At 63.2% G+C, this 26,707-nt stretch carries 21 protein-coding genes; 4 read left to right on the plus strand and 17 right to left on the minus strand.

Going from position 1 to position 26,707, the window contains the following annotated elements; all coding sequences use genetic code 11:
- Positions 1-33: 33 nt before the first annotated feature.
- Genes ABD050_RS06520 through ABD050_RS06540 form a run of 5 tightly spaced genes read right to left on the minus strand, consistent with a single transcriptional unit; the run spans position 34 to position 4,840 of the window.
- Complete coding sequence (locus ABD050_RS06520; protein ID WP_343888440.1) at positions 34-1,785, minus strand: N-acyl-D-amino-acid deacylase family protein; 1,752 nt, start codon at positions 1,783-1,785, stop codon at positions 34-36.
- Positions 1,782-2,564: an HpcH/HpaI aldolase family protein gene (locus tag ABD050_RS06525; RefSeq protein WP_343888441.1), complete on the minus strand. Its 783-nt coding sequence runs from the start codon at positions 2,562-2,564 to the stop codon at positions 1,782-1,784. The genes ABD050_RS06520 and ABD050_RS06525 overlap by 4 nt, the downstream gene beginning before the upstream one ends.
- Positions 2,565-2,587: 23 nt before the next feature.
- Positions 2,588-3,901, minus strand: a complete 1,314-nt coding sequence (locus tag ABD050_RS06530; protein WP_343888443.1) for a type III PLP-dependent enzyme domain-containing protein — start codon at positions 3,899-3,901, stop codon at positions 2,588-2,590.
- Complete coding sequence (locus tag ABD050_RS06535) at positions 3,898-4,383, minus strand: RidA family protein (protein ID WP_343888444.1); 486 nt, start codon at positions 4,381-4,383, stop codon at positions 3,898-3,900. The genes ABD050_RS06530 and ABD050_RS06535 overlap by 4 nt, the downstream gene beginning before the upstream one ends.
- Position 4,384: 1 nt before the next feature.
- Positions 4,385-4,840, minus strand: coding sequence for a VOC family protein (locus ABD050_RS06540; RefSeq protein ID WP_343888445.1), 456 nt, complete (start codon positions 4,838-4,840; stop codon positions 4,385-4,387).
- A 287-nt stretch (positions 4,841-5,127) separates the two neighbouring features.
- On the opposite strand from ABD050_RS06540, the gene ABD050_RS06545 reads away from it, so the two are divergent.
- Positions 5,128-5,892 (plus strand): class II aldolase/adducin family protein, encoded by a 765-nt coding sequence (locus tag ABD050_RS06545; protein ID WP_343888446.1) that lies wholly within the window; start codon positions 5,128-5,130, stop codon positions 5,890-5,892.
- A gap of 45 nt (positions 5,893-5,937) precedes the next feature.
- Complete coding sequence (locus ABD050_RS06550; RefSeq protein ID WP_343888447.1) at positions 5,938-6,795, plus strand: SDR family NAD(P)-dependent oxidoreductase; 858 nt, start codon at positions 5,938-5,940, stop codon at positions 6,793-6,795.
- 7 nt (positions 6,796-6,802) lie between these two features.
- Here the strand turns inward: ABD050_RS06550 and ABD050_RS06555 are convergent, their stop codons facing one another.
- On the minus strand, positions 6,803-7,654 hold the full coding sequence (locus ABD050_RS06555; protein WP_343888448.1) for an SMP-30/gluconolactonase/LRE family protein: 852 nt from the start codon (positions 7,652-7,654) through the stop codon (positions 6,803-6,805).
- A gap of 567 nt (positions 7,655-8,221) precedes the next feature.
- Here ABD050_RS06555 and ABD050_RS06560 point away from each other — a divergent pair.
- Positions 8,222-8,911, plus strand: coding sequence for a TetR/AcrR family transcriptional regulator (locus ABD050_RS06560; RefSeq protein WP_343888449.1), 690 nt, complete (start codon positions 8,222-8,224; stop codon positions 8,909-8,911).
- Positions 8,912-9,171: 260 nt separating this feature from the next.
- On the opposite strand, the gene ABD050_RS06565 is transcribed toward ABD050_RS06560, so the two are convergent.
- The 4 genes from ABD050_RS06565 to ABD050_RS06580 all read right to left on the minus strand — a co-directional run bounded on the left by ABD050_RS06565 (position 9,172) and on the right by ABD050_RS06580 (position 16,660).
- Positions 9,172-11,004, minus strand: a complete 1,833-nt coding sequence (locus ABD050_RS06565; RefSeq protein WP_343888450.1) for a CocE/NonD family hydrolase — start codon at positions 11,002-11,004, stop codon at positions 9,172-9,174.
- A 45-nt stretch (positions 11,005-11,049) separates the two neighbouring features.
- The gene (locus ABD050_RS06570; RefSeq protein WP_343888451.1) at positions 11,050-13,257 is read right to left on the minus strand and encodes a TonB-dependent receptor; all 2,208 of its coding nucleotides are present in this window, start codon (positions 13,255-13,257) and stop codon (positions 11,050-11,052) included.
- A gap of 588 nt (positions 13,258-13,845) precedes the next feature.
- Positions 13,846-15,111 (minus strand): NAD(P)/FAD-dependent oxidoreductase, encoded by a 1,266-nt coding sequence (locus tag ABD050_RS06575; protein ID WP_343888452.1) that lies wholly within the window; start codon positions 15,109-15,111, stop codon positions 13,846-13,848.
- The gene (locus ABD050_RS06580; protein WP_343888453.1) at positions 15,101-16,660 is read right to left on the minus strand and encodes a M81 family metallopeptidase; all 1,560 of its coding nucleotides are present in this window, start codon (positions 16,658-16,660) and stop codon (positions 15,101-15,103) included. The genes ABD050_RS06575 and ABD050_RS06580 overlap by 11 nt, the downstream gene beginning before the upstream one ends.
- 190 nt (positions 16,661-16,850) lie before the next feature.
- Here ABD050_RS06580 and ABD050_RS06585 point away from each other — a divergent pair, with 190 nt between their 5' ends.
- Positions 16,851-17,786, plus strand: a complete 936-nt coding sequence (locus ABD050_RS06585) for a LysR family transcriptional regulator (protein WP_343888454.1) — start codon at positions 16,851-16,853, stop codon at positions 17,784-17,786.
- A 64-nt stretch (positions 17,787-17,850) separates the two neighbouring features.
- Here ABD050_RS06585 and ABD050_RS06590 read toward each other — a convergent pair whose 3' ends face one another.
- From ABD050_RS06590 to ABD050_RS06620, 7 genes are read right to left on the minus strand one after another with little or no spacing between them, the layout of a single operon-like run.
- A complete protein-coding gene (locus tag ABD050_RS06590) occupies positions 17,851-18,693 on the minus strand; it encodes a DJ-1/PfpI family protein (RefSeq protein ID WP_343888455.1) in 843 nt (280 codons plus the stop codon).
- Between the two features lie 44 nt (positions 18,694-18,737).
- On the minus strand, positions 18,738-20,318 hold the full coding sequence (locus ABD050_RS06595; protein ID WP_343888456.1) for a tannase/feruloyl esterase family alpha/beta hydrolase: 1,581 nt from the start codon (positions 20,316-20,318) through the stop codon (positions 18,738-18,740).
- On the minus strand, positions 20,315-21,586 hold the full coding sequence (locus ABD050_RS06600) for an MFS transporter (protein WP_343888457.1): 1,272 nt from the start codon (positions 21,584-21,586) through the stop codon (positions 20,315-20,317). Before ABD050_RS06600 ends, ABD050_RS06595 begins: the two co-directional genes overlap by 4 nt.
- Positions 21,577-22,479 (minus strand): copper resistance protein B, encoded by a 903-nt coding sequence (locus ABD050_RS06605; protein ID WP_343888458.1) that lies wholly within the window; start codon positions 22,477-22,479, stop codon positions 21,577-21,579. Before ABD050_RS06605 ends, ABD050_RS06600 begins: the two co-directional genes overlap by 10 nt.
- Positions 22,476-24,239, minus strand: coding sequence for a copper resistance system multicopper oxidase (locus tag ABD050_RS06610; RefSeq protein ID WP_343888459.1), 1,764 nt, complete (start codon positions 24,237-24,239; stop codon positions 22,476-22,478). The genes ABD050_RS06605 and ABD050_RS06610 overlap by 4 nt, the downstream gene beginning before the upstream one ends.
- Entirely contained in the window at positions 24,236-24,538 is a 303-nt protein-coding gene (locus ABD050_RS06615) for an alpha/beta hydrolase (protein WP_343888460.1), read from the minus strand. The genes ABD050_RS06610 and ABD050_RS06615 overlap by 4 nt, the downstream gene beginning before the upstream one ends.
- 40 nt (positions 24,539-24,578) lie before the next feature.
- Complete coding sequence (locus ABD050_RS06620; protein ID WP_343888461.1) at positions 24,579-26,657, minus strand: TonB-dependent siderophore receptor; 2,079 nt, start codon at positions 26,655-26,657, stop codon at positions 24,579-24,581.
- Positions 26,658-26,707: the final 50 nt, after the last annotated feature.

The raw sequence follows: 26,707 nt of genomic DNA on the forward strand, positions 1-26,707 counted from the left end.
GACATCCACCCGACCTCGGTGGGGAGCGAGTCGTCAGGGTGCCGATCGTGCCCCGCGCACGAGCCGCCCCGGCAGTGCACCGGTGTGCTCGCCGTTGCGATAGGTCACCACGCCACCGGCGACTGTCGCCACATATCCGTCGGCGCGCTGACGCAGGCGCCGCCCGCCCGCGGGCAGATCATGCGCGGTGGTAGGTGCGTGCAGCCGAAGCGCTTTCAGATCGATCACATTCACATCGGCGCGATGGCCGAGTTCCAGTCGCCCGCGATCTTCCAGGCCGACACTGAGTGCAGGCTCCCACGCCAGCGATCGAATGGCCTCGGGAAGCGGAATGGCAGTCGCCGGCGGAGCGTCGCGCACCCAGCTCTGCAGGTAGGAGGTGGGATAGCTCGCATCGCAGATCATACCGTAATGCGCACCGCCATCGCCGAGGCCGAGCACCGTGTTCGGATCGCGCGCCATGGTCCGTGCAGCGTCGAGATTCCCGTCGCGATAGTTGGCGCCGGGCAGGAAGAAGATCGCCCTGCCCTCGTCGCCAACCAGGAGGTCGAGCGCATATTCCGGCACCGAAAGGCCGAGTCCGGCCGCGCGACGGGCGATCTGGTCCGCTGCATCAGGTGCGTAATTCGGCGGATCGCCCATCGGAAAGGCATATTTGAACTGCTTGCAGAGCGCGAGTTCAACCTCGTTGCTGCTCGAAGGCTGCTCGGCGATGAGGCGGGCGCGCATATCCGGGTCGCGCAACGCAGCGACCCGGTCGGTCAGCGGCAGGTGAGCGATTGCCTTGTAACTGGGGTGCAGCGTGAAATAATGGAACGAGAGGTCGAGCCCGTAAAGGAAGCCGACCGGGCGCGGGAAGACCTGCGCACGCATCGTCACCCCATCGGCGACCGCGTCCGCCAGCAAGGCCAGCGACTGCTGCCAGGCACCCGGATCGCCGGTCTGCATCTGCAACAACGAAAAGGCCAGCGGACGTCCGGAGGTTTCAGCAATGCACCGCATCAGGGCGAACTCTTCCGCCGCGTTGCCGGTCACTTGCGGTATCATCTGGAACACGCCCGCGCCTGCATCGCGCAGCCCTTCTGCCAGCGCCAGCAGTTCGTCCTTATCGGAGAAAAGGCTGGGTGCCATCTCGCCGGCCTTGGTACGATGCAGTATGTTGCGCGACGTCGACACCCCGATCGCGCCGCTGCGGATCGCTTCGGCGGTGATCGCGCGCATTTGCTTCAGATCGTCGCTGGTGGGCGCCTCGCGACCGGCACCGCGCTTTCCCATCACATAAACCCTGACCGCCGAATGCGGCAATTGCGCGGCGACATCGATGTCGAGTTGCCGCCGATCGAGTGCGTCGAGGTAATCCGGGAACGTCTCCCAGTTCCAGGGCAGACCTGTGGTCATCACGATTTCGGGCACATCCTCCACGCCCTCCATGAGCTCGACCAGCATGTCGTGCTGATCGGGGCGGCAGGGCGCAAAGCCGACGCCGCAATTGCCCATCACGACGGTCGTGACGCCATGGTTCGACGAAGGCGCCAGCGTGTTCTCCCACATCGCCTGACCGTCATAATGCGTATGGACGTCGATGAACCCGGGCGTGACAATGCAACCGGCGGCATCGATCTCTTCGACCCCACGCCCTTCGACCTGGTCCAGCGCGACGATCAGTCCGTCGCGGATCGCCACGTCGCCCACCCGGCCCGGCCGCCCCGATCCGTTGTGGATCTCGCCGCCACGAATGACGATATCATAGCGGGTGACCCTGTCCTCTTGCGTTCCCCCGGTCATGCCGCCGCCAGTTCGCCGATTGCCCCGCGCGTCGCCTGGACCGACTGGTACGCCGCGAACCCCATCAGATTGACGTCTGTTGCCACGGTCAGGATCTGGAATCCCATCTGGCCCATCCGCGCGGCATAGCCGGGCGTGTTGTTCTGGATGCCGGCGATCTGCCCGCGCTGGCGCACGGCAGCGATCACGCGTTCGTAGATCGCGAGGATCTCGGGTTCCTCCCTGTCGAGAATCGGCGGCAGGCCCATGCACAGGCCTAGATCGCTCGGTCCCACATAAGCCCCGCTGATGCCGGGCGTGTCGAGGATTGCCTCCAGGTTGTCGACGGCCTCAGGCGTCTCGATCTGCGGCAGGACGAGGACGTTCGCGTTAGCGATCCCCTGGTAGGAATTTGCAACGCCATAGAATCCGGCGCGGATCGGTCCGTTCGAGCGGGCGCCCTGCGGCGTATAGAGACAGGCGTCGACCAGCGCCTTCGCATCCTCGGCGGTGTTCACCATCGGGCAGATCACGCCCCACGCCCCGGCGTCCAGCACCTTGCCGATGATACCGGGCTCGTTCCAGGGAACGCGCACCAGCGGCGTGACGGGACGACCGTGCAGCGCCTGAAGGGTGCTCACCAGGGACCGGTAGTCGTGCAAGCCATGCTGCAGGTCGATCGTCAGACTGTCCCAGCCGGTCTGCGCCATGACCTCGCCGACGAATGCGTCGGGAACCGTGAGCCAGCCGTTGACGCAGACCTTGCCTGCCTTCAGGCGCTGCATGAGCGGATTGGTCATTCGATCTCTCCAATTTTCTTATGTCAGAAATAGGTGCGTATCGACCCGGTCACGTCGTACCGCTCGCTTACGGTGTGGATGACGCGCCATTTGTCGAAGGTCAGGCAGGGATGCGAGATGCCCAGGCCGACCATGTCGCCCACGATCAGGGGCGTGTCGGCGGGAACGCTCACATAGCAATGCTGGTCGTCGAGATGACCCACCTTGTGCCGGTCAGACAGGGCCCCCGGTACCGACATATCGCTGTCGGGGCGGAACCAGTGTTGCAGGACCGGGAGCTGGTCATACGACAGGTCGCGCTTGCCGAGCGCAACGATCGCCAGATTCGGCTCGGGCCGCGCCTGCACATATCCCCACACCTCCAGTGCGGCACGCGGCCCGCCCTGCTCGAACAGTTCAGGCGCGCGGTCACGGAGGAACCGCATGGCGAAGGCGTACATCCCCGCGTCGTGCGTGATGTAGCAGCCGCTTCGCAGCAATATGGTAGGCGGCACGGCCAGCTTCGCGCGCTTGAACGCACTCACCACCAGATCGAAGAAGGCCGAGCCGCCCGCACTGAGCATGGCCGGTCCGACGCCGAAGAGGCCTTCGCGGTCACAGTGCTCGGCAACCTCCACGACCTCGTCAAGCAGCACGCGCACCGCCTGCAGCGTCGTTTCGAGATTTTCGCCACGCACGATTCCCTCGAAGCCCTCGACGCCGGCGAGCATCTGGTGCCGCGATGCCGCCACGCGGCGCGCCACGGCCGTCGCGTCGGCGACGCTCCGGCATCCGGTGCGCCCCCCGGCGAAACCCTTCTCCACCAGTACGGCCAGGCGCTTCGTTGCACCGGCGTCGTCGCCGATCCTGTCGATCTGCTCGACCAGGTCGATCGAATCGACCAGGCAGTAGAGCTCCAGCTCGTCATCCGCGGCGATCGAATCGAACAGATACCGGAGCGCTGCCCGCCCGATGATCTGGTTTGCAATGAAGATCCGCCGATAACCGAGCGCGATCGCGGCGGCGACCTGGTGCGGGGTCGCCAGGGTTATCCCCCAGGCGCCTGCCGCGAGTTGCAGGTCGAAGAGCGCCGGAGCCATGGTCGTTTTGCCGTGCGGCGCGATCTGAACGCCGTTCGCCTCGATGAAGGAACGCATCCAGCGCGCGTTGTGCTGAAGTGACTCTTCACGGATCAGCGCGGCCGGCAACGGGAGATCGCCACGGAGGATGTTCCACTGCTGCGCGGAGACCGCGGCAATCGGCATCGGCGCGATGCCGAGCGGGACGCCCTTGTCGAGGGGACTCAGAATAGCATCGGCGTCGCGTTGTGCCGCGTTCGCATCACCGAGGCTGGTCATCCCTGCCCCCGAACGGCGAAAATCGCTTCGATTTCGACACTGATGTTTCCCGGAAGCGACCCGACCCCGAAGGCTGAGCGCGCATGCGCGCCGATTTCCGGTCCGAAGATTTCCCCGAACAAGTCCGAACAACCGTTGATGACGCTGGGATGAGCAGTGAAATCCGGCGTTGCGTTGACCATGCCGAGAACCTTCACGACACGCGTGACGTGGGTCAGCGAGCCGAGTTCGTGATGCAGTACCCCCAGAAGATTCAGGCCGACGATCCGGGCGTGGTCATAACCCTCCGCAGCCGTGAAATCGGCACCTACCTTGCCGAGCTTCCAACCATAGACCGGACTGACCGGCCCCTGCCCCGAAAGGAACAGCAACTCGCCGATCCGAACGGCACCGACGAAATTGGCTACCGGCGGCGGCGGCGGCGGTAGGTGCAGGCCCAACGCCTCGAGGCGAGCGTAGGGGTCGATCGCAGTCGTCGCCATTTCAGTTCTCGCTGCTGGAATTTCGGGCGAGGGCGTCAAGCAGTTGCCCAAGCGTCGTCGCGGCATATGGAAGTTCGATAAGTTCAACCGCATTGCCGTCCGGGTCGCGGATGAAGAAGAATAGCGCGCCGTCGAGTGGAGTGAGGTCCCCCGCTTCGCCGAACTCTGCCTCGCGAAATGCCTGGTGGATCTGCTCGATGCCGCGGACGCTGAATGACAGGCAGAAATCGCGTGATGCGACGGCCCCCGGCCTCTCAGTGAGCTCGATTGCAAAATCGGCGATCAATCCCTTGATCGAGGGGCCTGATGGACCACTGCGATCGTCGACCACCACGCGCAACCCGAGCGAGCGCCGATAGAACTCGACCGATCTGTCGAGGTTGGCGACCTCGATAGCGACGTGGCTGGCCCCCAGTACGGGCGCGAGTGGTGCGGCGTGAGGTGACGCCGAACTCACGATCGCGCGCTACCGACAGAAGCCCCGAAGCGCTGGAGAGCAATGGCCCGCTTGCGACATAGCGCACATCCCACCGCCGCTGACGAGGAATATGTTTCACTACCATTTCGTTTCACAGACCCAGCCATCTTCGACCCAATCTTTCCTTCTAGTCACAGCTGATCGCTAGCTTCCCACTATTCCTAAATGTAGCTAAAACTATTGTCAATGCGGTTTGGACCAGCTAGCGAAAGGCGACGGAGCGCGAGAATGAACGTTCAGTGCGTTGGCAACCGAGGAGAAAGCTTATGTCGGATCTTGTGGAGGGGTCGCCCCGCGTCGCGGAGGTCGCCGAGTGGGAGGTGCGGGTAGCGCTCGCTGCGTTGTATCGCCTGGTTGCATTGCACGGCTGGGACGATGCGATCTTCACGCACATTTCGGCGCGCGTCCCCGGACCCGACCATCATTTCCTGATCAATCCCTACGGATTGTTTTTCGAGGAGATCACAGCATCGTCACTGGTCAAAGTCGGGACAGATGGAAAAGTGGTGAGCGAGAGCCCCTACCGCATAAATCCGGCGGGCTTCACGATCCACTCGGCGGTCCACATGGCGCGACCGGACGTCACCTTCGTCATCCATCTGCATGCCGCAGCCGGAGTGGCCGTGGCAGCTCAGGCTGAAGGCCTTCTGCCGCTCTCCCAGCATGCCCTTATCGTGCTGCCCAATCTGGCTTATCACGACTATGAAGGCATCGCGCTCAATCTGGACGAGCGGGAGCGGATCGTCGCCGATCTCGGCGACCGAAGCAGCATGATCCTGCGCAATCACGGCACGCTCTCCGTCGGCGGTAGCGCGGCCGAGGCATGGCTGCACATCTACTATCTCGAAATGGCGTGCCAGCAGCAGATCGACGCGTTGAGCGGCGGCCGGGATCGGCTGCAGCTTGCGCCGATCAAAGCCCAGGAAGAAGTACGCGCGCAAGTCCTCGGGCAGCGCGGCAACATGTCCGCTCTTGTCTGGCCGGGACTGTTGCGCCGGCTGGACCGTCACTTGCCCGGCTACGCGGCCTAAACCGCTCGGCACGAGAATTATCCAGAATTGCATAAGGAAACGCATGTGAAAAATACGGGCCCCAAGCGGCTGTTGGTGACTGGCGGGGCCAGCGGCATTGGCGCATCGATCGGGCGGCTGGCCGCCGAACGCGGTCATCGGGTCATGATCGCCGACATCGATGCGGACGGCGCCGAGGTCGTTGCCCGCGAAATCGGCAATGCTGCACGATCGACGATGCTGGACATTCGCTCGTCCGAACAGTGGGAAAGAGCCATCGCGCTGTGTAACCAGGAGCTGGGTGGGCTCGACGTCCTGATCAACAATGCCGGCATCGTGCATACCGGACTCGCTCGCAATGTCGCGCTCTCAGCGCACCAGCAGACATTTGACGTAAATACGATGGGCCCGATACGCGGGATGCTCGCCGCCTTGCCGTTTTTCCGTGCGCAGGGATCGGGGCAGTTCGTGACTGTATGCAGCATGACCAGTTTCTTGCCATTTCCGGGACTGGCAAGCTACGCCGCGTCGAAGCACGCGCTGCGCGCCTTTCATCACGCACTGGCTCTGGAAGAACGCGAAACGCCGCTTTCGTTCACGATTGTGCACCCGACTTCGACCGAAACGCCTATGCTCCAACAGGAGGCGCAAAGTGACGAAGCGCCCATGGCTTTTCTGTCCGAAGCGGTAACGCCTGACTATGTGGCGGAGATCGTACTGACGGCGATGCGCAAGAAGACCGTGGAGGTGTTCATGCCGCCCGAGCAGGCCCGCCCGGTTCGCTCGCTCGGTACCAATCCGCGACGTCTGCGCAAGGTGATCGCCTTGGCGGAAGCCGCTGGTCGTCGCAACCTGGATGCGAGGCGGGCCTCTGAGGACGAGCGCGCGAGCGAGGAAACCGTGACTGACGGCATCCCGTCTTAATCCGCGGTTACGGGAGACCGGCGCCGGGAACGTCGACGCCGATCGCCAAAACCTTGGCGTTCCGCTCGGCGCGTCGGGCGTCGGGATTGTCATCCTCCGCCGTCGTCACGAAAAGCGTTGTGCGATCAGCCCCCCCCAGCATGCAGGCAAATGCCTGCTGCTCGAGCTCGATCCGCTCGATCACTTCGCCACCCTGCCGCACCCGAAGAACCTCACGCGACGGAGGGCTGGCTACCCAGACCGCATCTTCCGCATCGAGACAGATTCCATCCGGCAGCACGCCTTCCGGAAGTGCGGCCCACAACCGGCGGCCCGAAAGTCCCCCATTCGAATTCAGATCGAAGGCAGTCAGTTGTCGCGTGCCGCTTTCCGCGACGATCAACGTCGATCCATCGGGCGTGATTACCATCCCGTTCGGGAACCAGAGACCCTCCGCGGCGATAGTCGCATCGCCCGACGGGCTGACCCTCGCCAGCGCCGCGGTTCGTGGCATCGACGGAGGATAAAGACAAAAGCCGAAGTTGCCCACGAACGCCGATCCGTCGCGCAGGACGATCATGTCGTTGGTATGCCACGTCGCGATCTCGGACAGATCGGCATGCACGACGACGCTGTCATCCGGCTCGATCCGCAATACGCGCCTATCGACCATCGAGACAACCAGCATCCGACCGTCCGGAAGCCAGCCGAGACCGGAGACGGGTCCGGGAAACGATGCGACGACCTCGTACCCGCCTTGCGGCCCGAGCCGAATGACACGATCGGCGTGAATGTCGGCTATGTACAAGGCATCATCGTGCCAACGTGGCGCCTCGCCGAACGCGATGCCGGTTACGATTTCGGTAATAATCCGTGCCATCATTCACTCCGCTGATATCGGATACGTCACCCCGGGGCCGGTCCACACTGACATCCATCGCCACGACGAATTGGGCGCAAAGCACTAGCGTCGCCCTTCTAATCCAAGGGCATCAATATATAGCATAAGCTATATTTACAATGTCGTTGTCGTGCGCCCGCGCGGCGTCGAGTTCACATTTCGATGGCCAAAGGCACCTACCTAACCTGGCTAGCGGCAGCTCGTGAATGGTGATGATCCGGTCGCGATCACGCGTCTTTGGACGCTCGTGGACACCGTGTGGCGGGCCCCAGCGGATCACTTTTTCGGGCAATGCTTTCGCTCACCAGTCAGGTTGGCGAAGCAAATAGGATATATTTTGCTATTGAATCTTGCTAGGTATTTTGCCGACCAGGAATACGTGCCGCTTATCAGATCAGAAACTGAACGTTTTTTGAACAGATGCTGGTCGGCGAGCATCGACCGAAGCCGCTAAGGAAATTGCGGAACGTCAACAGCGGCAGCGAGCTGCGTCTGGAATATAATCGGGTTTGACCCGACACCCAGATAAGGGAATGATTGCACGACATGTCCTCAGATTCAGTAAAAAGCCTTCGAACGACACGCGGTGCGCGGACGCGCGCCGAGCCTCCGGCTTCGAAGGAGCGGTTGCGTCCTGCGCCGCCAAAAAGCGGTCGTGGGGTGCTGACCTACGAAAAGCTGATGCTCGCCGCGGGTGAACTGCTTGGCGAGGTTGGGTTCGAGCGACTGACCACCAATGCAATCTGCGCCCGTGCCGCACTGACGCCACCTGCACTCTATCGCTATTTCGACGACAAATACGAGATCCTCGCCGAACTGGGACGCCGCCTGTTGAAGCGGCAATATGAGGCGTATGCGATCTGGCTGTTCGAGGGGGGCGTAAAGTCAGATCCGGAAGAGCAGATCGAGAACCTTGCCAGGTGGTTCGCGATCGCCGCGCGCATAGTGGAGGAAGAGCCAGGTGGCGTTTGGACTCTTCGAGCAATGCGCGCTCTACCGAACATGAGCGAGGTTCGACTCGAGTCGCAACGTTTGTTCACCAATCAGATGTTCGAGTATTACAAGCGGATCCTGCCGGATGTGGACCCGGAATTACTCTGGCATCGCCTCCGCATCCGTGCAGAATTCGGTTTCGTAGTGGACGAGATGGCAATTGAACAAACCGAGATCCCTCGCGACGTCCTGTTCAGAGAGGCAGCAAGAATCCTTAGTCGTTCGCTGTCGGACGCGAGGTGAGCGAGATCAGGCTCAGAGGCACAATGAACGGGAGAGAGGTGCTGTAGCTAAGCGCCCACGCCGTGCGCGACCGCGCAAACGAGTCCGGCCCCATGATGGTTAGTTGAGGTGATGCAAGCGTGTCTGGGGGCATGCCCCAGACACATTGGCCGGCTATCTCGGCGGAGGAAAAGGCAAGGCGGCTGTGCGGCTCGTGTCGCAACGGCTCCACCTGAGGCCGGCGCCGCCAATCTCGTCAATTCGGGCGGCCGGTATGTTGCTCATCGCGGATCAGCCGCTCGCTTGGGAATGATCGGCAACAGGATATACGAAGCGTAGCGCGAGCCGTGATAAATGGTTTGCGTTGCCACCACCGCGCCGGCGGCATCGACCAGCCCATTATTATCAGCTCCCGTATTCAGATTTCGCAGGTAATAGGGATGATAGCTGCTTTGGACATCGACGCGGATACGGTGCCCCTTTTGGAAGAGATTGCCTGTCACCCGCCAGAAATCGATCGTGTATTCGTAGATTCGATTGGGAATGATTTCGCTGAGTTTGGCGGAATTGAACGCACCGGCGTTTTGCGGGTCGCGGTTGCGAGCGCGCATCACGCCTTCCGCAAGCAGCCCGGCATAGCCATCGGGGCGCACGTCGATCAAATGAACGATCCAGTCTGTATCGCGAGCCGACGTCGAGGCGAACAGCTTTATCTGGATGGGGCCGGTTACCTCGGTGTCCTCGTTCAGTGGTGGCGTAGTATAAACCAATACGCTCGATGTCGCTTCCGGGACGCGGGCGTCGAGCGCGCCATCTTCGATGTTGCCGCCGGCAAACGGCGATAACGTCGGATGCGTCGGATCATAGACATAATGGTCGGAAGCTGCGTTTGGAGGGGGCGCGGGGAGCAACGCACCGTCGCCCGATGACGTATTTGCGTGGCCATTGCTGTCCAGAAAGAATTTGGTCCAGTGCGTCTGGGGTAACGGCCAGTCCCGTTCCGAATACCATTTGTTGGCGCCCATCACGAAGACGGAGACGGGCGGCTCGCGATCGATGCCGTTGTCGACCCCTTTCAAATAATGATCGAACCAGCGCAGGCTCAGAGCATCGCTATCCAGCGGCGCGTCGGGGCCATAGTCGACACTTCCGACCTTGCGCACCGCCGTCGTACCGTGTGGCCAAGGGCCGATGATCAGCTTTGGCGAGCGGCCTTCGCGGCTCGCGCCGTAGCGCTTCATACCGACATAGTTCAGCGGCGCGCCCGGCTGATCTTCGTCGAACCAGCCCGCGATGTTGAGCGACGGAACGGTGATCTTCGCATAGCCGTCGGGACCCTGATATGCGATCGCCCTGAAATAGTCGCTCGACGACAAGTTGTTGCGGATGATTTTTTCGAACCACGGCGCATCGAGCATCCCGCGATAGCGGTTGATGTCGAGATAGGGCGTGTGCATCAGGTCCCGGGAACGATTTTGCCGGAACCCGCAATAAGGCGAAGGTCCGACGATTTGCATCACGCGCCCCGACAGACAGGCCGAGACATCGAGAAACAGACCCTTCATCACTCCCTGCTGATAGGGGAGGTTGTACATCGGGTCGGGCGGCGCCATGATCGGTGCGATTGCCTTCAAGGCAGGATGGGCTTGGGACGCCGTCCACCATTGGGTCCAGCCCATATAGGACACGCCGAACATTCCCACGCGCGCGTTATTCCAACGCTGTTTGGAAACCCAGTCGACAAGGTCATACCCATCGTTCTTGTGCCTGGGATCAAACGGATCCCATGCGCCATCCGAATCGAACCTCCCGCGCATGTCCGCCAGGATCACGGCATAACCGCGCTCCGCATACCAGCGCGCCTGGTCCGAGCGACCGTCATTGCCCTTGCCGTAAGGAATGATCGACAGAAGCGCAGGAACGGCGGCCGTGACGTCGGGTCTGACAATATCGACCGAAAGCGCGACGCCATCCCGCATGACCACTTTCTGGCCGCGCTCTTCGATCAGGTGTTGCGCGGGACTGTCGCGGACAGACGGCGAAACCTGCGCGGATGCAGGCTGAGCTAAAGCCAGGATCAGCAAGAGGCTCGAACCGATCTTAAACAGGTCCATTCGAGCCTCCTGCCGCCCTTTCCGTCCCATACTGGTTCGTCAGGCTCAGAATTTCACCTCGAACTGGACGCCGATGGTTCTCGGACGCGGACGGAACAGGAGGGTCGGCACCGCAGGCGGTGACAGGATCCCGGCCCAGTTCGTCAGGTTCTGGACATAAACCGACAAGGTCTTGTTCGAGTGGGTCGACAGCTCGAAGCTGGCGTTAACGATCGTCGGCTTGTCGCTTTGATAAAGTGCGGCGGCTACACCCTGGCCGTTATCCTGAGCGATCCTGATCGACGTTTCCGAACGGTACGTCGCGGAAGCATTGAGGCGCCCGTCCAGGCCTTTGCTGATCGGGAAGGTGTAGGTGGCAAAGACGTTGGCAGACCATTCGGGCGAATAGGCAGTCCGGTCCCCCTTGCGATACAAAACCAGATCCGGCGCGGGCGCCGCACCTTTCTGAATGATGTCCTTGTCAAGGGTCAGGCCACTGTAACTCAGGCCTCCGCCGATCTGCAGACCCGATGCAGGGTACAAGGTCAGGTTGAAATCCGCGCCCCATCCGCTGGCCGAGGGCCCGTTGACCGTGGCCGGGGTGTAGGCCCCATTGTAAAGGATCTGTCCGAGCTGCTGTACATTGTTCCACTTCATGTAGAACAACGCACTCTCGAAACTGGCGAGCCCGCCCAACAGGCTTCCCTTTGCCCCGACTTCATAATTGTTGAGCGTGTCGGCCTTTGCCGGGGCCAGACCAGGCGCCGCCAGCAGGACAAGGGGTGCCTGGTTCAAGCCGCTGCGAAAACCTTGTGAATAAGACGCGTAAGCGGTGAAGGATTTGCTCGGCAGCCAGGTCGCGACGACACGCGGCGTCACGGCGTGGAACCTGGCGTCAACCGACGATGTCGGCAAGAAGGCGCCCGGCAGGACCGTCGTGTTGGAGGTGTCGTGGAAATAGCGCAGGCCGGCGCTGAGTTCGAAATGGTCATCAGCGAAGGTGCGGGTCAGCTGCCCAAATACGGCATAAGACTTTGACGAATCTTGCGATGACAACGGCCCCGGTAGAAGTACGGGTGCCAAATATAATAGCTTGCCGCGCTCGTCGCGGTAGAATGCGCCCGCCGACCAACGCCATGGCCCTGTTCCGACCGAATTGAAGAGCAATTCCTCGGTCACTACCGTTGTTGGGTAGGATGAATCCAGCTCCACCGGAATAACCCCTCCGGTGACATAGCTGTAATCACTCAGGATATGCTGATGGAAGTCGAGATAGCTGGTCGCGCTTGATACCGACATGAACGGCAAGTCGTAGGTGATCTTCCCGCTATACGCCTTGAAATCCGTAACCCCGGGCTGTGCGACGGTTGTGGACTGGTTGCCGGCGTTGTCCGCATAATCGCCGGCCTCATAGGTATCGTGTTCAAACCAGGCGCTCAGATCGATGTGAAGATTGTCGGCCGGAACTGCGGCAACTTTAATGCGCAGGTTCCTGTTGAGCACGCTGTTGGCGTTGGTTTTGCCCCGGACTGGCTGGTCGATCCAGCCCCCCAGGCTTTCAACGCCGCCGACCACGCGGATCGCGAGCTTGTCCTCGATCAGCGGAATGTTGACCGCCGCATCTGCCCGGAAACCAGGATCGCCGCCCTTGGTTACCGAGGCGCCGCCGCGTGCCTTGAATTCGAATTTCGACGGATCGGCGTCATTGGTGATAATACGGACGACGCCGTTTAGCGCGCTGGCGCCGTAGAGGGTTCCTTGCGGACCGCGCAACACCTCGATCCGCGCCATGTCATAGGCGTTCGCATTCGGGACGACAGCCGCTCGCACCAAGCTGAACGGAATCGAATCCATATAATATCCGACGGTGGACGATCCGGCCCCGAAAGGAGCCCCGGGCGACACGCCGCGAATGGATACCTCAGTCAGATTCCCGGCATCGTTACCGGATTGCGAGATGCCGGGGACTTGCAGCAACGCCTCCAGCGCGCCGCCGGTGGCTTGCTTGTCGAGCGCCTTCCCGCCAAGCACCGCGATCGAGATCGGCACCTTTTGTAGCGACTCCTCGCGCTTCTGCGCGGTCACGACGATGTCTGCAGTCGCTGTATCGGCGGTTGTCGATACCGGAGCTACCTGGGCTAGCGCGGGCGTGGCACAGATCGCGACGATGCTCGAACAGGTCAGGGCGGCGATGCGGAAGGCCCGACGGATTCCGCCCGGCAGCGGCGCATGTGGAAGCGCCAGCCCTTGAAGTGTGTCAACGCGATATGCCATTGTGATTCACCCCCTTATGTTTGTTTAGTGGCCGCTCAACGGTCGCTTGTGTTTCGTCAGCTTTGATAACCCGATCCGTACCCACGCTTTGGGTTCCGGCCGGGAGCCAATTCTTCGCATCTTTCTTAAGATGCGTGGCTCACCGCCGCTCCCGCTTTTCCTCTCAACGGAAGCACCAAGATTACGTGAGTCGCGTTGACCTCCAATGGCAATACCGACATCGCATCGTTGCTTCTTGAGCAACGCAGTGACAGATCTGTGTGATCCGTCGCGTGATGTCCCTGATCGCCCAGGTGGCACATCGGCGGACCGGCCTGCCTTTATGGTGCGCCAGATCGATTCCAGGCATCGGCGACAGGGTCGGGCCGGTGCTGTCCATGAGCGTCACCAGGAAGCGGCAGATGAAGGGATCCCCGATCATCTCGCTGACCAACGGACATCCCGATATTGGCCGAGAGCCGCGACGGCGAGGTGGCTGCCGTTGAGTAGCCGCAGCTTCATGAAATCCTATGGCGCCATGTCGTGCGAGGTCGGAAGATCCGGTTCCAGCGCACTCGGGCGGCTCCGCGGATTTTAGCGGTGTCGGATCTAGGCAGTCGCCAGTCGCGACGGTGCGAGCGGCAGAACGTCATCGACGGAATCGCCGGCCATCACACCCGCGAGCAGATTGCCCGTCGTAGGTCCCAGGGTAAAGCCTTGATGCCCATGCCCGAAATTGAACCAGAGCCCCCGGTGGCGCGGTGCGGCGCCGACCAGCGGCAGCATGTCCGGGGTGCATGGGCGCATGCCGGCCCAGCGGGAGTTTGCGACCGGGGCGCCGAGATCCAGAAGATCGCGAGCGGCGGCATAAGCGCGCTCCAACTGTCTTGGCATGCCATCGGGCTCGATGGCCGACAGATCGGCCCCGGTGGCGACGCGCAGGCCGGCGCGCATCGGAGCGTAGACCGCACCGATGGCTGCGTCGATGAGCAGGAGGTTCAGCCGGGTGTTGGAGGGGTCGGCATCCGCACGGGGATATTCGACATGCATATGATAGCCGCGCTTGCGGATCAGGCTGACACGATATCCCAACGGCTCGAGTGCCTGGGGCGACCATGGGCCCAGCGCCACCACGACATTTTCCGTCTCTATCGGCCCGGCGCTCGACAGGACGCGCCAGCCCCTGCCCGATTGCTCCAGCCCGCACAGGTCGGCTTTGACCAGGCTTCCGCCCCGCCGCCCGAAATACGCTGCATAGGCTTTCACCAGCGCACCCGGATCGCTGCACGTCCAGGCGTCGTGCCAGCGGATCGCGCCGGCTAAAGGCCGGCGCAGCGCGGGCTCAGCAATCGCCAGGGCGGCGCTGTCTTCGCGGTCATAGCCAATGCCGTACAGCGCCCGCCATTTTTCGGCCTTGCGCGCCTGCACCTCGAACGAAGCGGAATCGCGGAAGATGAGTCGATAGCCTTCCCGGCGGATCAGGGCTTCGGAGGCGGATGCCGCGATCCAACCGGCATGGTCCCGGGTGGCCCGGCGAATGAGGGCCGCATAGGCAAGGCTGGTCCGTCGATGTCGTGCCGGCGCCGAGTTGCGCCAATAGGTGAAGAGCGATGGCGCAAGGCGCCAGAGGCCGGGAAGATCCCAGTCGACGCTGTTGTCGGTTTTCCGCGCGATGCGCCACAAGGTGGCGATGTCGCGCGGGAGCGCATAAGGTTCGCATGCCTCTCCCTGGATGACGCCGGCGTTGCCGTAGCTGGTCTCGCTCCCCGGCTCGTTCCGATCGAGCAGCACCACATCATAGCCCCGCGCCTGCAGCGCGAGCGCGGTCGCGGTGCCGACCATGCCGGCACCCAGGACGACGACCTCATTGGACACCGGCATTCCCGGTCGACGACAGATCGTCGGACAGGTCAGACTCGCCGCTCCGCTGTTTTTGCCACTCCGCGAAGCTCGGCCCGAGCGGACTCAATCGGAGATCATCGGGCAGACGTGTCCAGGGAAGGTCGGCCGGATCGGCGAGCAAAAGCCCCGGCGCCTTGGCGACGATGATGGCCTCGGCGATCTGCTCGAAATCGGCGCGGAAATGCGTCGAGCTCTTGTTGACCAGGATTGCCATGCTTTCGGGGTCGATGCCGACCATCCTATACTGGTTTCGATCCATCATCTGGTCTTTCCAGGTGCTGACAACGATATGCACGCCGCCGATGGAGAGGCGCGCGGAGGGGCCGACATCGGTCACCTTTCCGGTCAGCATCCGGCCGCCGAAGACATAACAGCCGTCCGACAATTGCTCGACGCGGAAGACGCCCTCGAACGGCGCGTCGCCGGGCGTGCCCGATCGCCCCCCCAGCGCCAGGGTGATCTCGGCACCGACACCGGCCTCATGCGCGGCCTTGGCGGCCGCACTGTCCACCATCAGGCCGATCGCGGCGCCTTCCGCCTCGCAGTCGAGCAGCGCGCGCAACATTCCGGTTGTGTCCGAATTTGCGCCCCCGCCCGGATTGTCCTGCGTGTCCGCGATGATCACCGGCCGCGTCGCGTTTCGCGCAAGGCGCTGCGCCTCGCGAACCGCCTCATGAGGATCCAGCAGGCGCTGCTCCCAATTTCCTTCGCCGGCGACGATCCTTCCATATAGCGCATCGACCGTCAGTTCGACCACCTCCCGGTCGCTGCCATAGCCCCAGACGACCGGACCACATTCGGGGAAGTCGGCCGCGGGAAACCCCATGGTGAAGGAGAGCGAAGCGATCGAACCGGTTTCGAGCCCGGACATCGCATCGTATAATGCCCTTGCCGGGTCGGCGAGTGTGGACATGGCGTTGATCGGGATCAGGAACGGGATACGCCGTGCCGCCCGGTGAAGGGCCGGCCCAAAAAGCAACGCCTTGAGCAGCCGCGCCGCGCGCGCACCGGTGACCGCCATGTCCTCATGGGGGTAGGTGCGATACGCTACCAGCCCGTCGGAATGGACGAACATACGCTCGGTGACATTCGCATGGAGATCCAGGCTTGCGACGATCCTGACTTCCTGCCCGACCAGCTGGCGGAGGCGTTCGAGCAACTCACCCTCGCCATCGTCGAGATGCTCGGTCACCATCGCGCCGTGCAAGTCGATATAGATGGCGTCGAACGGCCCGCTCGCCGCAGCATCGAGGATCGCGCTGACGATGCGCTCATAGGTCTCGCGACTGACGCGCGCTGATGGTGTAGCGCCCGCCCAAAGCGAGGGTATGATCTCGACATCATCCGCCTTCATCTCCCGGAGGAAACCGCCGACCGGAATGTTGACGTCTTCGAGCCGGAACATCTCGTCGGCCAGTGCCATCGCCGGATACATCCCGCCGCGCTCGAACGCATCGAAGTTCGTGATGTCATCGCAGAATGTATTGGTTTCATGTTGAAACCCAGCGATCAATATTCTCACTACATCTCACCCGATCGATACAGGAGGAACTCGGAAATTAGCCGGGAAAGGCCGTTATGATCTTCGGGCTCGGCGCAGGACAATGCCGATCCGAATGAATCTCTTGCTCGACGCTATATTGACAAGGCGTGACCATCAATGGCAGTAAATTCTCTTCTTTGTTGCTTTTTGAGCAACGGATTGGAGCCCCGTGACCGAGGATGGAATCGCGCTGAAATCGGATCGCCGCCTGAGCGAGCGGCGGCTCAGCTACCTGTTCGAGGCGGTCGAGGCCAAATCGATCCGGGGGGCTGCCGACAAACTCGATATCGAGCCTTCGGTGGTCAGCCGGCAGATCCAGATCCTCGAACGCGAACTCGATGCGATCCTGCTCGACCGCCATGGCCGCGGTGTCGTGCCGACCGAAGCGGCGCGGCTCGTCCTGGATTATTATCGCCGCCACCGGATCGACGAGGCGACGATGCTGTCGCAGCTCGAGGAGCTCAAGGGGCTGCAGCGCGGCGACGTCTATATCGCAACGAGTGAGGGCTTTATCGAGGCCTTGATCGAGACGGTCCTGCACGATTTCAGCCGGAAATATCCCAAGATCAAGATTACGCTGAATTCAATGTCCGTCTCGACCATCGTCCGGCTGATCGCGGAAGAGCGCGTGAATATCGGGCTGGCTTTCGCTCCCGCCCCGAACAACGCGGTCCATGTCTTCGCGCGAAAACGGCACCCGCTCTTCATCATCGCGCGGCATGACCATCCGCTTGCGCGGCAGGACGTCATCCCCAGCATGCAGGCGCTCGCAGGCCTGCCTTTCTGTCTCGTGCCGGAGGAATTCGGGATCGGCCAACTCACCAAGCTCGCCGAGCACTCGACCCAGGTCTCGCTGACCCGCGCGATGGAGACCAATTCGCTCCAGGCACTGCGCTATTTCGTGACGTCCGGGCTCGGCCTGACGATCCTCCCGAAGATATTGGTCAAGCACGAGCTGGAAGCCGGGATCGTGAAGGCAATCAAGGTCAGGAACGTGTCGCTCGAGGCCGCGGAGGGGCAGATCATCGTGCCGAAGCGCACGATCAAGTCGATGGCGGAAGAGGCAATGCTCGATAGCCTCTCATCGCTGCACTGGTTCACCTGACCGTCGGCTCTCGGAAACGCGGCCCCTCTGCCGAGGCACCGAAAGCAGCCAGATCAGGTCCGTATTACGCCTTCCGCGCGCTGTACGCCCGCGCCATTTCGCCGGCGCCGGCGACGAAGCCGGACGTCAGCGAGCGCACCTCGGTGAGAACCGGGGCCGGCGCCCGATCGGGCGTGCCGCTGTCGAGCGACGGCTCGGGCGCATATTCGGCGAGAAGCTGCATCGCCTGGGCGAACTCAAGCGGGCGCAGCTTCTGGATGAGCGCCAGAGCGAGGTCGAGCCCCGCCGACACGCCCGCGCCGGTCGCCCGGTTGCGGTCGAACACGACGCGCTCGTCCACTTCGATTGCGCCGAAATCCTTGAGGAACGGCCGCCCCAGCCAGTGCGAGGTGGCGCGGTAGCCGTGCAGCAACCCGGCCTGCCCCAGCAGCAAAGATCCGGTGCAGACGCTCGTCACCCATTTCGCCCGGGAGCCCCGGTCGGCGAGGAAGGCGAGCATCGCGGGATCACGCATCGCCGCCAGCGTGCCGCTGGTCCCGCCGCCCGTCATCAGCACGTCGAGGTCCTTGGGGCAGGTCTCGAAGGTCGCGTTGGGCGTCAGGATCAGGCCATTTTCGGACGGCACGGGACGCAGACTGTCAGCGACGAAATGGATTTCCGCGCCGGCCAACCTGCCCAGGAAATAATGCGGGCCGATCACGTCGAGCGCGGTGATGTGATCATAGATGACGATCCCGATCTGCTCCTTGCCCTTCCAGCTTGGCGGGACGAGATCCATGTAACTCCCAACCTTGGCACTCGCGCCCGCCGGAGCCTGTTGTGCGCCGGCGGCACTGGCTGCGCTGCCCGCGACGAGCGGGGCGAGGAGGGTCAGAAAGGTTGCCGTGCGGCGATCGATATCCATCATGATGGGCCTCCGGAGCATGTCAAAGGGTTGCGAAGAGGGTGGCTTCAGTCATCGGAGCGGACGGGCTTGAAGCTGGCGGCGCTGTTCGGATCGCCTTTCCCCTTATATTGCGCGCGCAGCGGATAGGGGAAAATCGGCCGCGTGAACTTGGGTTTGGCCGGATCGAACTTGTGATCGGACATCGCCTCGTCGGTGAAGTGCGCGCCGATCATGACGTCCGGCGCCTTCGCCTTCTCGACCCATTTCTCCAGATAATCGAGATAGTCGATCACCCATGGCCCCTTGCCGGCCCCACAATGGTCCATATCGGGCACCATGAAGAGGCGGAGGAAATCCTCGGTGGCGGCGCGCCCGCCCATGGTCCGCTCGATCGTCTTGTAGAAGGCGATCGAAGTCAGCGGCGACGGCCCGGCATCGGCCCAGCCATGATAGAAGATCAGCTTCCCGCCGGCTTCCTTGAACTGGTGAAGATCGGGATTGTCGGCCTGGAACAGCGACTGGATCAGCCCGAAGCGCTTGTAATCGGCGTCGGGATCGAAATTCTCGAATTTCCAGGCCGGGCCCGGATTGGGGACGAGCGCCATATATTTGAGGAAATCCTCATAGAAGGTCCGCTTCATGAGGGGATTGTCGTTCATCCCCAGATAGCTGATCTCCGATCCCGGAAGGAAGGCGCGGTCGCCGACCCGGTCGCCCGATGCCGATCTGTGCTCGCTGTAGAACGAAACCGCCGCATCGGCTTGCGCCGGCGTAAGGCAGTCGGCGGTCGCGCCGGGCGGGCAGACATAGGCGCGCGGGTCGAACGTGCATAAGCGCGGATCGCCGATCTGCCCGTCCTTCAGTCCGTCGTTCATGTCGCACTTGGCGATCACGGCCTTGTTGAGGAACCGGATGGCGGCACTATCGAACAGCGGCGCCCCGCTCGGGCTGTACAGGAAATGCGCGCGCTGCGCGAAGTTGAGCGCAATATCGGGATAGTTCATGCCTGGCGCGCCGACGATGATCCCGTTGAAATCCCAGGGGAACCGCTCGGCCTCGACCAGCGCCTGGCGGCCGCCGCAGGAACAGCCGCTGAAATAGGACCGGTCGGGCCTGCGCCCATAATAACGCTGGACGATCGCCTTGCCGGCCAGCGCGGTGACATGCGTGGCGCGATAGGCGAAATCCATCACCGCCTGCGGGTTGTTATAGGCCCATTCGACCCCTTCGGCTTCCTTGGCGCGGTGGCCCATATCGGTCGTGATGCAGGCATAGCCCTTTTTGAGCGGCTCTTCGCACGCGCCGATCCAGGCCAGCGATCCACAGAATCCGCCGCAACCAACTTGCAGGAACTTGCCGTTCCACCCCTCGGCCGGCAGCCACATCAGAATGCCGACCTGGGGCGCGACGTAGCCCTCAGTCTCGCAATAGGCCGGCTTGTCGGCCGTTGCGACGATCAGCTTCGCCGAATTGAGATGAGTCGGCGCATCCGGGATCCCGGCCAGGTCCTCCGCTGCCAATGCCTCGCATTTTGCGGACAGCGCGGTCGACGCGCCGGGCGAGGCCGTTTGCGCCTGTGCCATCGACGGCCATATGCCCGCCGCGAGACAGAAGGTTGCGAGCGCGATGGCGCCGGGAATCCTCATGACATTACCTCATTTCCAGAAGGGAGATCGGATCGGCTTTCCCTGATACGGCTCGCCGCGACGGCACCGGCCAGAAGCAACCCGACGACAAGATACAGTGCGACCGCGTAGTTCTGCTTCGAGGCGTCGAGCACTGCCCCGATCAGCAGGGGAGAGACGAAGCCGGCGATCTGCGCGCCGGTGTTGACGATGCCGAACGCCGTGCCGGTCGCCTCCAGGGGGACCAGCAGCAGGGGCAAGGTGAACAACGTGCTCATCGACGCGCCGATCAGGAGAAAGCCGGCCGTCATGAAGGCGACCGACAATATTCCACCGGGCGCGACCGCCGCGCCATAGGTGGCGATTGCCGACAGCGACAGGCAGAGCAGGATCAGCACATGGCGTCGCCCGGCGAAGAAGCGATCGCCCGCATACCCACCGAGTAGATAGCCCAGCGCGCCCGCGGCAAAGGGGATCGAGGCCAGCGCGCCCATCTCGGCGACGCCGAACCCGCGCGCCTTGAGCAGATAGGTCGGCAGCCAGTTCTGCAGGCCCCAATTCGCCGCGCCGGCGAAAAAGGTCGCCGCAAAGCACCACCGCATCTGCGACGAGCCGAACACCGCGCGCCACGCCTGGCCCGTATCCCCTTCCGTCCGTGCTGCCGGAGTCGAAGCACGGGCTCCGCCAAGCACCCCGCGGATCGCCAGCGCCAGCAGCAACCCGGGCACCAGCAACCCGAGAAAGGCGGATCGCCAACCCCAGTGCAGGATGATCGTCGCGACGAACGCCGGTGCGACAGCGCCACCGATCAGCGTCGCCGCGAGCACGATGCCGTTGGAGCGGCCGATCTGGTCGCGCGAAACCGAAATTGCGATCGCCTTGGAAACGGCGGCCGGGGCCGGCCCCTCGCTCAGCCCGAACAGGATGCGGACGACGATCAGCATCGCCAGCGACGTCACCAGGCCGGTCATCGCGGTGAAGATCGACCAGCAGATCACCGCCACGACGAGCAGGCGCGCCGGCCCCAGTCGGTCCGCCAGGATACCTGAAGGGATCTGCATCAGCGCATAGCCGAAGAAGAAGGCACTGAGCACCGACCCGGCGGCGGTGGAGGAAAGCTGGAACTCTTTGGTGATGAACGGGATCGCGGTCGCCATCACCGCACGATCGAGATAGGTCAGGAAATAGGTGGCGAACAGCAAGGCGATCACGATGATGCGGCGTCGGCTGCCCCGCGTGCTTTGCTCGGCGCCGCCGACAAGAGCTGGATTCGAACCGGTCAGAGCCAAAACCTGACTCCCATGACGATGTTCGTTGAACTGGCGCCGTCCCCGGCGGCATGCGCATAGTCGGCGCTTCTGCCGGCGCGCCATTCCTGCTCGATGCCGACATAGGGCGCGAACTCGCGCACGATCTCGTAGCGCAGCCGCACCCCGAGTTCCGCCCGGTCCAGCCCTGCACCGATCTGCAATCGAGGGATGTCCTGCGCCGATAAATTCAGTTCGACGCGCGGCTGGAGGATGAGGCGCTGGGTGATCCTCTGGTCGAGCTCCACTTCGGCCCGCGCCGTCAGATCGCCCCTGTGCGAGAGGAACGCGGCGGCATCGATCTCGAACATGCCCGGCGCAAGCCCCTGGATGCCGATCACGGCATGGGTCCGGCGCGGCCCTGCGAGATCCTGCCGAACGCCCGCCTGAAGATCGAAGAAGGGCGCGACGGCGTGGCTCCAGAGCGCCTGCACCTCGGCGCGCTCGGTCGGCTGGCCGAAACGCCCCTCGCCTTCGCTCTTGACCCATAATTTGTCGAGATCGCCGCCGACATAGCCCTGCGCGTCCCAGAGATAGCCGTCTTTCCCGGCACGCCCGCGATATTCGAAGCGATCCGCCTGGAACCAATGGAGGGAAGCGCCGCCATGCATGTGCGTCAGTTCAGCGCGCGACCGCCGCATCGCCTCCGCCCCCCAGATCGAATCGGCGGCCCGGGCCGGTCCGCTGCCGGCTTCGGGCGGTGGCGGGGTTTCCTTCATCGCCGGGCCAGTCGCCGCCATCGGACCCATGGCGCCATGATCCGGCATCGCCGCGGAACCGTTCATCGGCGCCGGGCCGGGCATGGCATGCTCGTTCTGCTGCGCCCATGCCGGGCTGGCGGCACCGAGCAACAGGGCCGCAATCAAGATCTTCATGCCGCGCCCTTCGGCCCGGCCACCGTGACCACCTGAAACATCCCGGCATGCATGTGGTACAGCAGGTGGCAATGAAACGGCCAGTCGCCGGGCTCGTCGGCGGTGAGATCGAACTGGGCGCTCGCGCCGGGTTGCACGATGACAGTGTGCTTGCGCGGCTGGTCCGCCGCTTCCTGCCCGTTGACCAGAGCGAAGAACATGCCGTGCAGATGGATCGGATGCGCCATCATCGTGTCGTTGACCAGCTTCACCCGCACCCGCTCGTTATATGCGAAGCGGATCGGGCTATCGCTGACGGCGGAATATTTCCGGCCATCGAACGACCACATATAGCGTTCCATATTGCCGGTGAGATGGATCTCCAGGAAACGGCTCGGCGCGCGCTGGTCAGGATCGGGTTCGAGCGCGATCAGCATTTTGTAATTCAACGTGCTGTGTCCGGCATCGCGCAGGCCGAGCCCGGGATCGCCCATCTTATCCACCGGCGCCATCGACACCATGTCCAGGCCGGGACTCACTTCGACATCGCCAGGCAACAGCGACGTCTTGCGCATCGGCATGCCGCTCATTTCCATGGCCTTGCTGCTGCCCATAGGCGTGGTCATGCCGGCGCCCATGGGCATCGCCATGCCGCCACCGCCGTGGTTCATGCCCATGTCCGCCATGGTCAGCAGCACCGGTGCCCGCAGCGCCGGCACCTCCGCCCGTGCGCCGGGCGTCGACGCGAGCGTGGCCACCGCCATGCCCGACCGGTCCATCGCCTCGGCCACCAGCGTATAAGCGTCGTTCGACCCGGGCTCGATCAGGATGTCATAGGTCTCCGCCACGCCGATCTGGAACTCGTCGACGGTGACCGGACGGACATTCTGCCCATCGGCCGCTACTATGGTCATCACCAGGCCGGGGATGCGGAAATTAAAGAAGGTCATCGCGCTGCCGTTGATGACCCGCAGCCGAATCCGCTCTCCCCGCCGGAAGAGATATTCCATACCCTCGTTCGGGCCGCGTCCATTGGCGAGATAGGTATAGGTCGAGCCCGAGACATCGGCGATATCGGTCGCCATCATGCGCATATCGGCCCACATCCGCCGGCTTTTCGCCGACAGCGGATAATGGTCGGTCCAGCTTGTCTGCTGATAGTTGAAATAGCCGTCACCGGCTTTGAGCTTCGCCATGATGGCATGCGGATGCAGCGGCGAGAATTCGCTCAGGAGCAGGATATAGTCCCGGTCCGCCTGTACCGGATCGGGGCCGGCCGGGTCGATGACGACCGGCCCGTAGTGGCCGGTTTGTTCCTGCAGTCCGGAATGGCTGTGCCACCAATAGGTGCCGGCCTGGCGGACGGGAAATTCATAGCTGAAGCTTTTGCCCGGCGCGATGCCCGGGAAGCTGACACCCGGAACGCCGTCAAACTGGAGCGGCAGAAGGATGCCGTGCCAGTGGATCGACGTCTCCTCCTGCAGCGCGTTCCGCACGTCGATCCGCACCGGCTCGCCCTGCTTCAGGCGGACGAGCGGCCCCGGCACGGTGCCGTTCACCGCCACCGCGTGGCCGTGGCGCCCCTGAACGAAGCGATGGCCGGCCGCGACCGTCAGGTCGATCACCGGCCCGCGTACCTCATCGAAGCCGGGGCGGATCACATCCGCCATCAGATCGCCGCCTTTGGCCCAGGCGGGGAGCGCCAGCCCGGCGCCTCCTGCCCCGATCAACGACAGGGCGGTGCGGCGCGATATGCCTTGCTGTTTCTTCGACACGGTCATCGCTTCTTGAGATGCCTTTCGAGAAACGGCGCCATGTCGCCAAAGGCCTGGGCGGATTCAGGGATATCCGCGTCGAGATAGATAGCGTGCGACTGGCCCTCGTACACCTCGAGTTCCGTCGGCACACCGGCATCGTGCAATTTCCGCCGTACCCGCGCGCTATTCGACTGGAAGATGTCACCCGTCCCGCTGATCAGCACCGGGATCGCGCGAGGGCCCTTGGCGGCTTGCGCCAGCCCGGGCTGGGCGACGCAGCACAGCGCCGCCAGCATCAGGGACGTCGGGAAAGAGCGTTTCATCGGTGGCTGGTCCTGACCGTCATGTCGCCTCGCGCCACCTCTAGAAACGGGCTTTGAGCATGACATAGGCGGAGCGCGGCTGGATCGGAATCACCACCGGGGAAAGATATTCATAGGTGTCGAAGCCGCGATGCCCGCCCAGATTGACGCCCGAGACCGTGACCGTGAACCGGCCGAAATCATACGAGGCCTGCGCGTCCACAGCCGCATAGCCGGGTACCGCCACGGTGTTCGGCAGAAACACTTCGCGCGCGGTGAATGCGGTGACGCCTGCGCCGAAGGACAGGCCTTTCGCGGACCCGTTCAACACGCGGTAATGCGCCGCAACGCGCCCGCTATGCTTGGGCACGCGCGCCAGCGTCTGACCGACGAGTGTGGCGTCCTCGTCCCTGGTCACCTTAGCCTCGGTATAGGCATAGTTGGCGAGGATCGACAGCGCCCGGCTCGGCTCCCAGGTGATGTCAGCCTCGAAACCCCGCGAGCGCTGCTCGCCGGTCTGGATCGAATATCCGAAATTGTTCGGGTCAGCCGCAGGGACGTTGCGCCGTGTCAGCTCGAACGCGGCGAGCGTGCCCCAGACATGGGCACTCCCTAAAGCGAGCTTCAGCCCACCCTCGAAACTGCGGGATGTCTCCGGTTTGACATTGTAACCAGGTACGGCGACCAGCTGGTTTGCCCCGCGAAAGGCGGTTGCGTATCCCGCAAACAGTGCCGCGCCGGGAACAATATCGAACGTCGCCCCGACGCGCGGCGACACGTTGTGATAGGCGACATTCGTTGCGTTCTCGACCCGGTGCCAGGTGAAGCGCGTATAGCGTAGCGAACCCGACAGATGCAGCCGGCCATAGGTCGCCTGATCCTGAACATAGCCGGCGATCGTGTCATAGGTATCCGTCTGGGTGCTGAGCGGCGGCAGCGCCGGCCCGAAGGCGAGGTCATAGACCGGGTGCGCCAGGTCGAGCAGACCCACCGGCGTGAAGTCGAAATTGAACGCCGAATCATAATTGGTGTGGTCGTAGTTGAAGCCCACCAGCAGCTCGTGATGGCCGCCCAGCGTATCGACATTGGCCAGCAGATTGGCGTCGACCGTCGCCTCCTTCACCGAGGCGGGGAGATTGATCGGAAAGATCGGGTAGACCGTCGGCGTCGCGGGATCGGCCCCGATAAAGTCGGGATAGATGAAGCTGCCATATTCATCGTACTTGTTGTAATAATAGCGTCCGGTAACGGTCAGTTGCAGATCGGCGCTGAACTTGTGCCGGAGTTCCGCCGTGATAAGCTTGTTGACGATCACGCTGCGCGGCTGGCCGATCGGGGCGCCCGGAAAGGCTGAGGCGGCGACCTGACCGGCCAGGGCCTGCGCCGCGGGCAGGCCGCTATATTCGAGCTGGCTGCGCCGGTCATATTTCCCCCGAAGCAGCAACTCGGTCCGGTCGCCGAGCTGGAACGAGATGCTCGGCTGGATCGACCAGCGATAGCCCTTCACTTCGTCGATCCAGCTCTTGTTGCTCTGATATTCGCCCGTGATGCGCGCCGCGACCCCGCCGCCCAGCGGCACATTCAGATCGGCATAGGGGTTGATCGTCGCGAAGCTGCCGGCCCGGAATGCGACATAGCCGCCTAACTTGTCCTCCGGCCGCACCGAATCCACGTTGATGAGCCCACCCAGCGGCGCCCCAGCGCCGCCGCCGTACACGGTACCCGTCGGTCCCTTGACCACCTCGATCCGCTCGACGCCCGTCAGGCTTGTCGGGTCGGCCAGCGCGTTTATGCCGAAGGCGGGCAAGCCGTCGAGATAAATTTCGGCTGGGAACCCACGCACGAGCGGCTGGGCGAGCGCCGATTCCTCCGGCTTGGTTGGGACCACGCCCGACACATTGACCAGGGCATCGGCCAGCGTGCGGCGGTCCTGGTCGGTGATCAGCGACTTGTTGATCACCTGGACCGACTGCGCCACATCGATCAACGGCGTCGGGGTGCGGGTCGCCGAACCGGAATCGCGGATGACGTACCCGTCGCGCCTGGCGGCGACGACGATGTCCTCGCCCCAGCTACGCGGCGCATCTGCCGGCACCGTCTGGGCATAGGCGCCCTGAGCCAGGAAAATGGAGGCAAACACCCCGGCGTTGCTCAGTCGCAGCCTGCTTTTTCTATCGCCATGATATGACA

The organism is Sphingomonas oligophenolica (assembly GCF_039522915.1).
GTDB lineage: Bacteria > Pseudomonadota > Alphaproteobacteria > Sphingomonadales > Sphingomonadaceae > Sphingomonas > Sphingomonas oligophenolica.

Bases quoted from the DNA above. Each gene is read 5' to 3' on its own strand.
- ABD050_RS06520 (WP_343888440.1), bottom strand. From the start codon at position 1,785: ATGACCGGGGGAACGCAAGAGGACAGGGTCACCCGCTATGATATCGTC.
- ABD050_RS06595 (WP_343888456.1), bottom strand. From the start codon at position 20,318: ATGAGGATTCCCGGCGCCATCGCGCTCGCAACCTTCTGTCTCGCGGCG.
- ABD050_RS06590 (WP_343888455.1), bottom strand. From the start codon at position 18,693: ATGATGGATATCGATCGCCGCACGGCAACCTTTCTGACCCTCCTCGCC.
- ABD050_RS06555 (WP_343888448.1), bottom strand. From the start codon at position 7,654: ATGGCACGGATTATTACCGAAATCGTAACCGGCATCGCGTTCGGCGAG.
- ABD050_RS06535 (WP_343888444.1), bottom strand. From the start codon at position 4,383: ATGGCGACGACTGCGATCGACCCCTACGCTCGCCTCGAGGCGTTGGGC.
- ABD050_RS06610 (WP_343888459.1), bottom strand. From the start codon at position 24,239: ATGACCGTGTCGAAGAAACAGCAAGGCATATCGCGCCGCACCGCCCTG.
- ABD050_RS06605 (WP_343888458.1), bottom strand. From the start codon at position 22,479: ATGAAGATCTTGATTGCGGCCCTGTTGCTCGGTGCCGCCAGCCCGGCA.
- ABD050_RS06560 (WP_343888449.1), top strand. From the start codon at position 8,222: ATGTCCTCAGATTCAGTAAAAAGCCTTCGAACGACACGCGGTGCGCGG.
- ABD050_RS06565 (WP_343888450.1), bottom strand. From the start codon at position 11,004: ATGGACCTGTTTAAGATCGGTTCGAGCCTCTTGCTGATCCTGGCTTTA.
- ABD050_RS06570 (WP_343888451.1), bottom strand. From the start codon at position 13,257: ATGGCATATCGCGTTGACACACTTCAAGGGCTGGCGCTTCCACATGCG.
- ABD050_RS06525 (WP_343888441.1), bottom strand. From the start codon at position 2,564: ATGACCAATCCGCTCATGCAGCGCCTGAAGGCAGGCAAGGTCTGCGTC.
- ABD050_RS06615 (WP_343888460.1), bottom strand. From the start codon at position 24,538: ATGAAACGCTCTTTCCCGACGTCCCTGATGCTGGCGGCGCTGTGCTGC.
- ABD050_RS06530 (WP_343888443.1), bottom strand. From the start codon at position 3,901: ATGACCAGCCTCGGTGATGCGAACGCGGCACAACGCGACGCCGATGCT.
- ABD050_RS06545 (WP_343888446.1), top strand. From the start codon at position 5,128: ATGTCGGATCTTGTGGAGGGGTCGCCCCGCGTCGCGGAGGTCGCCGAG.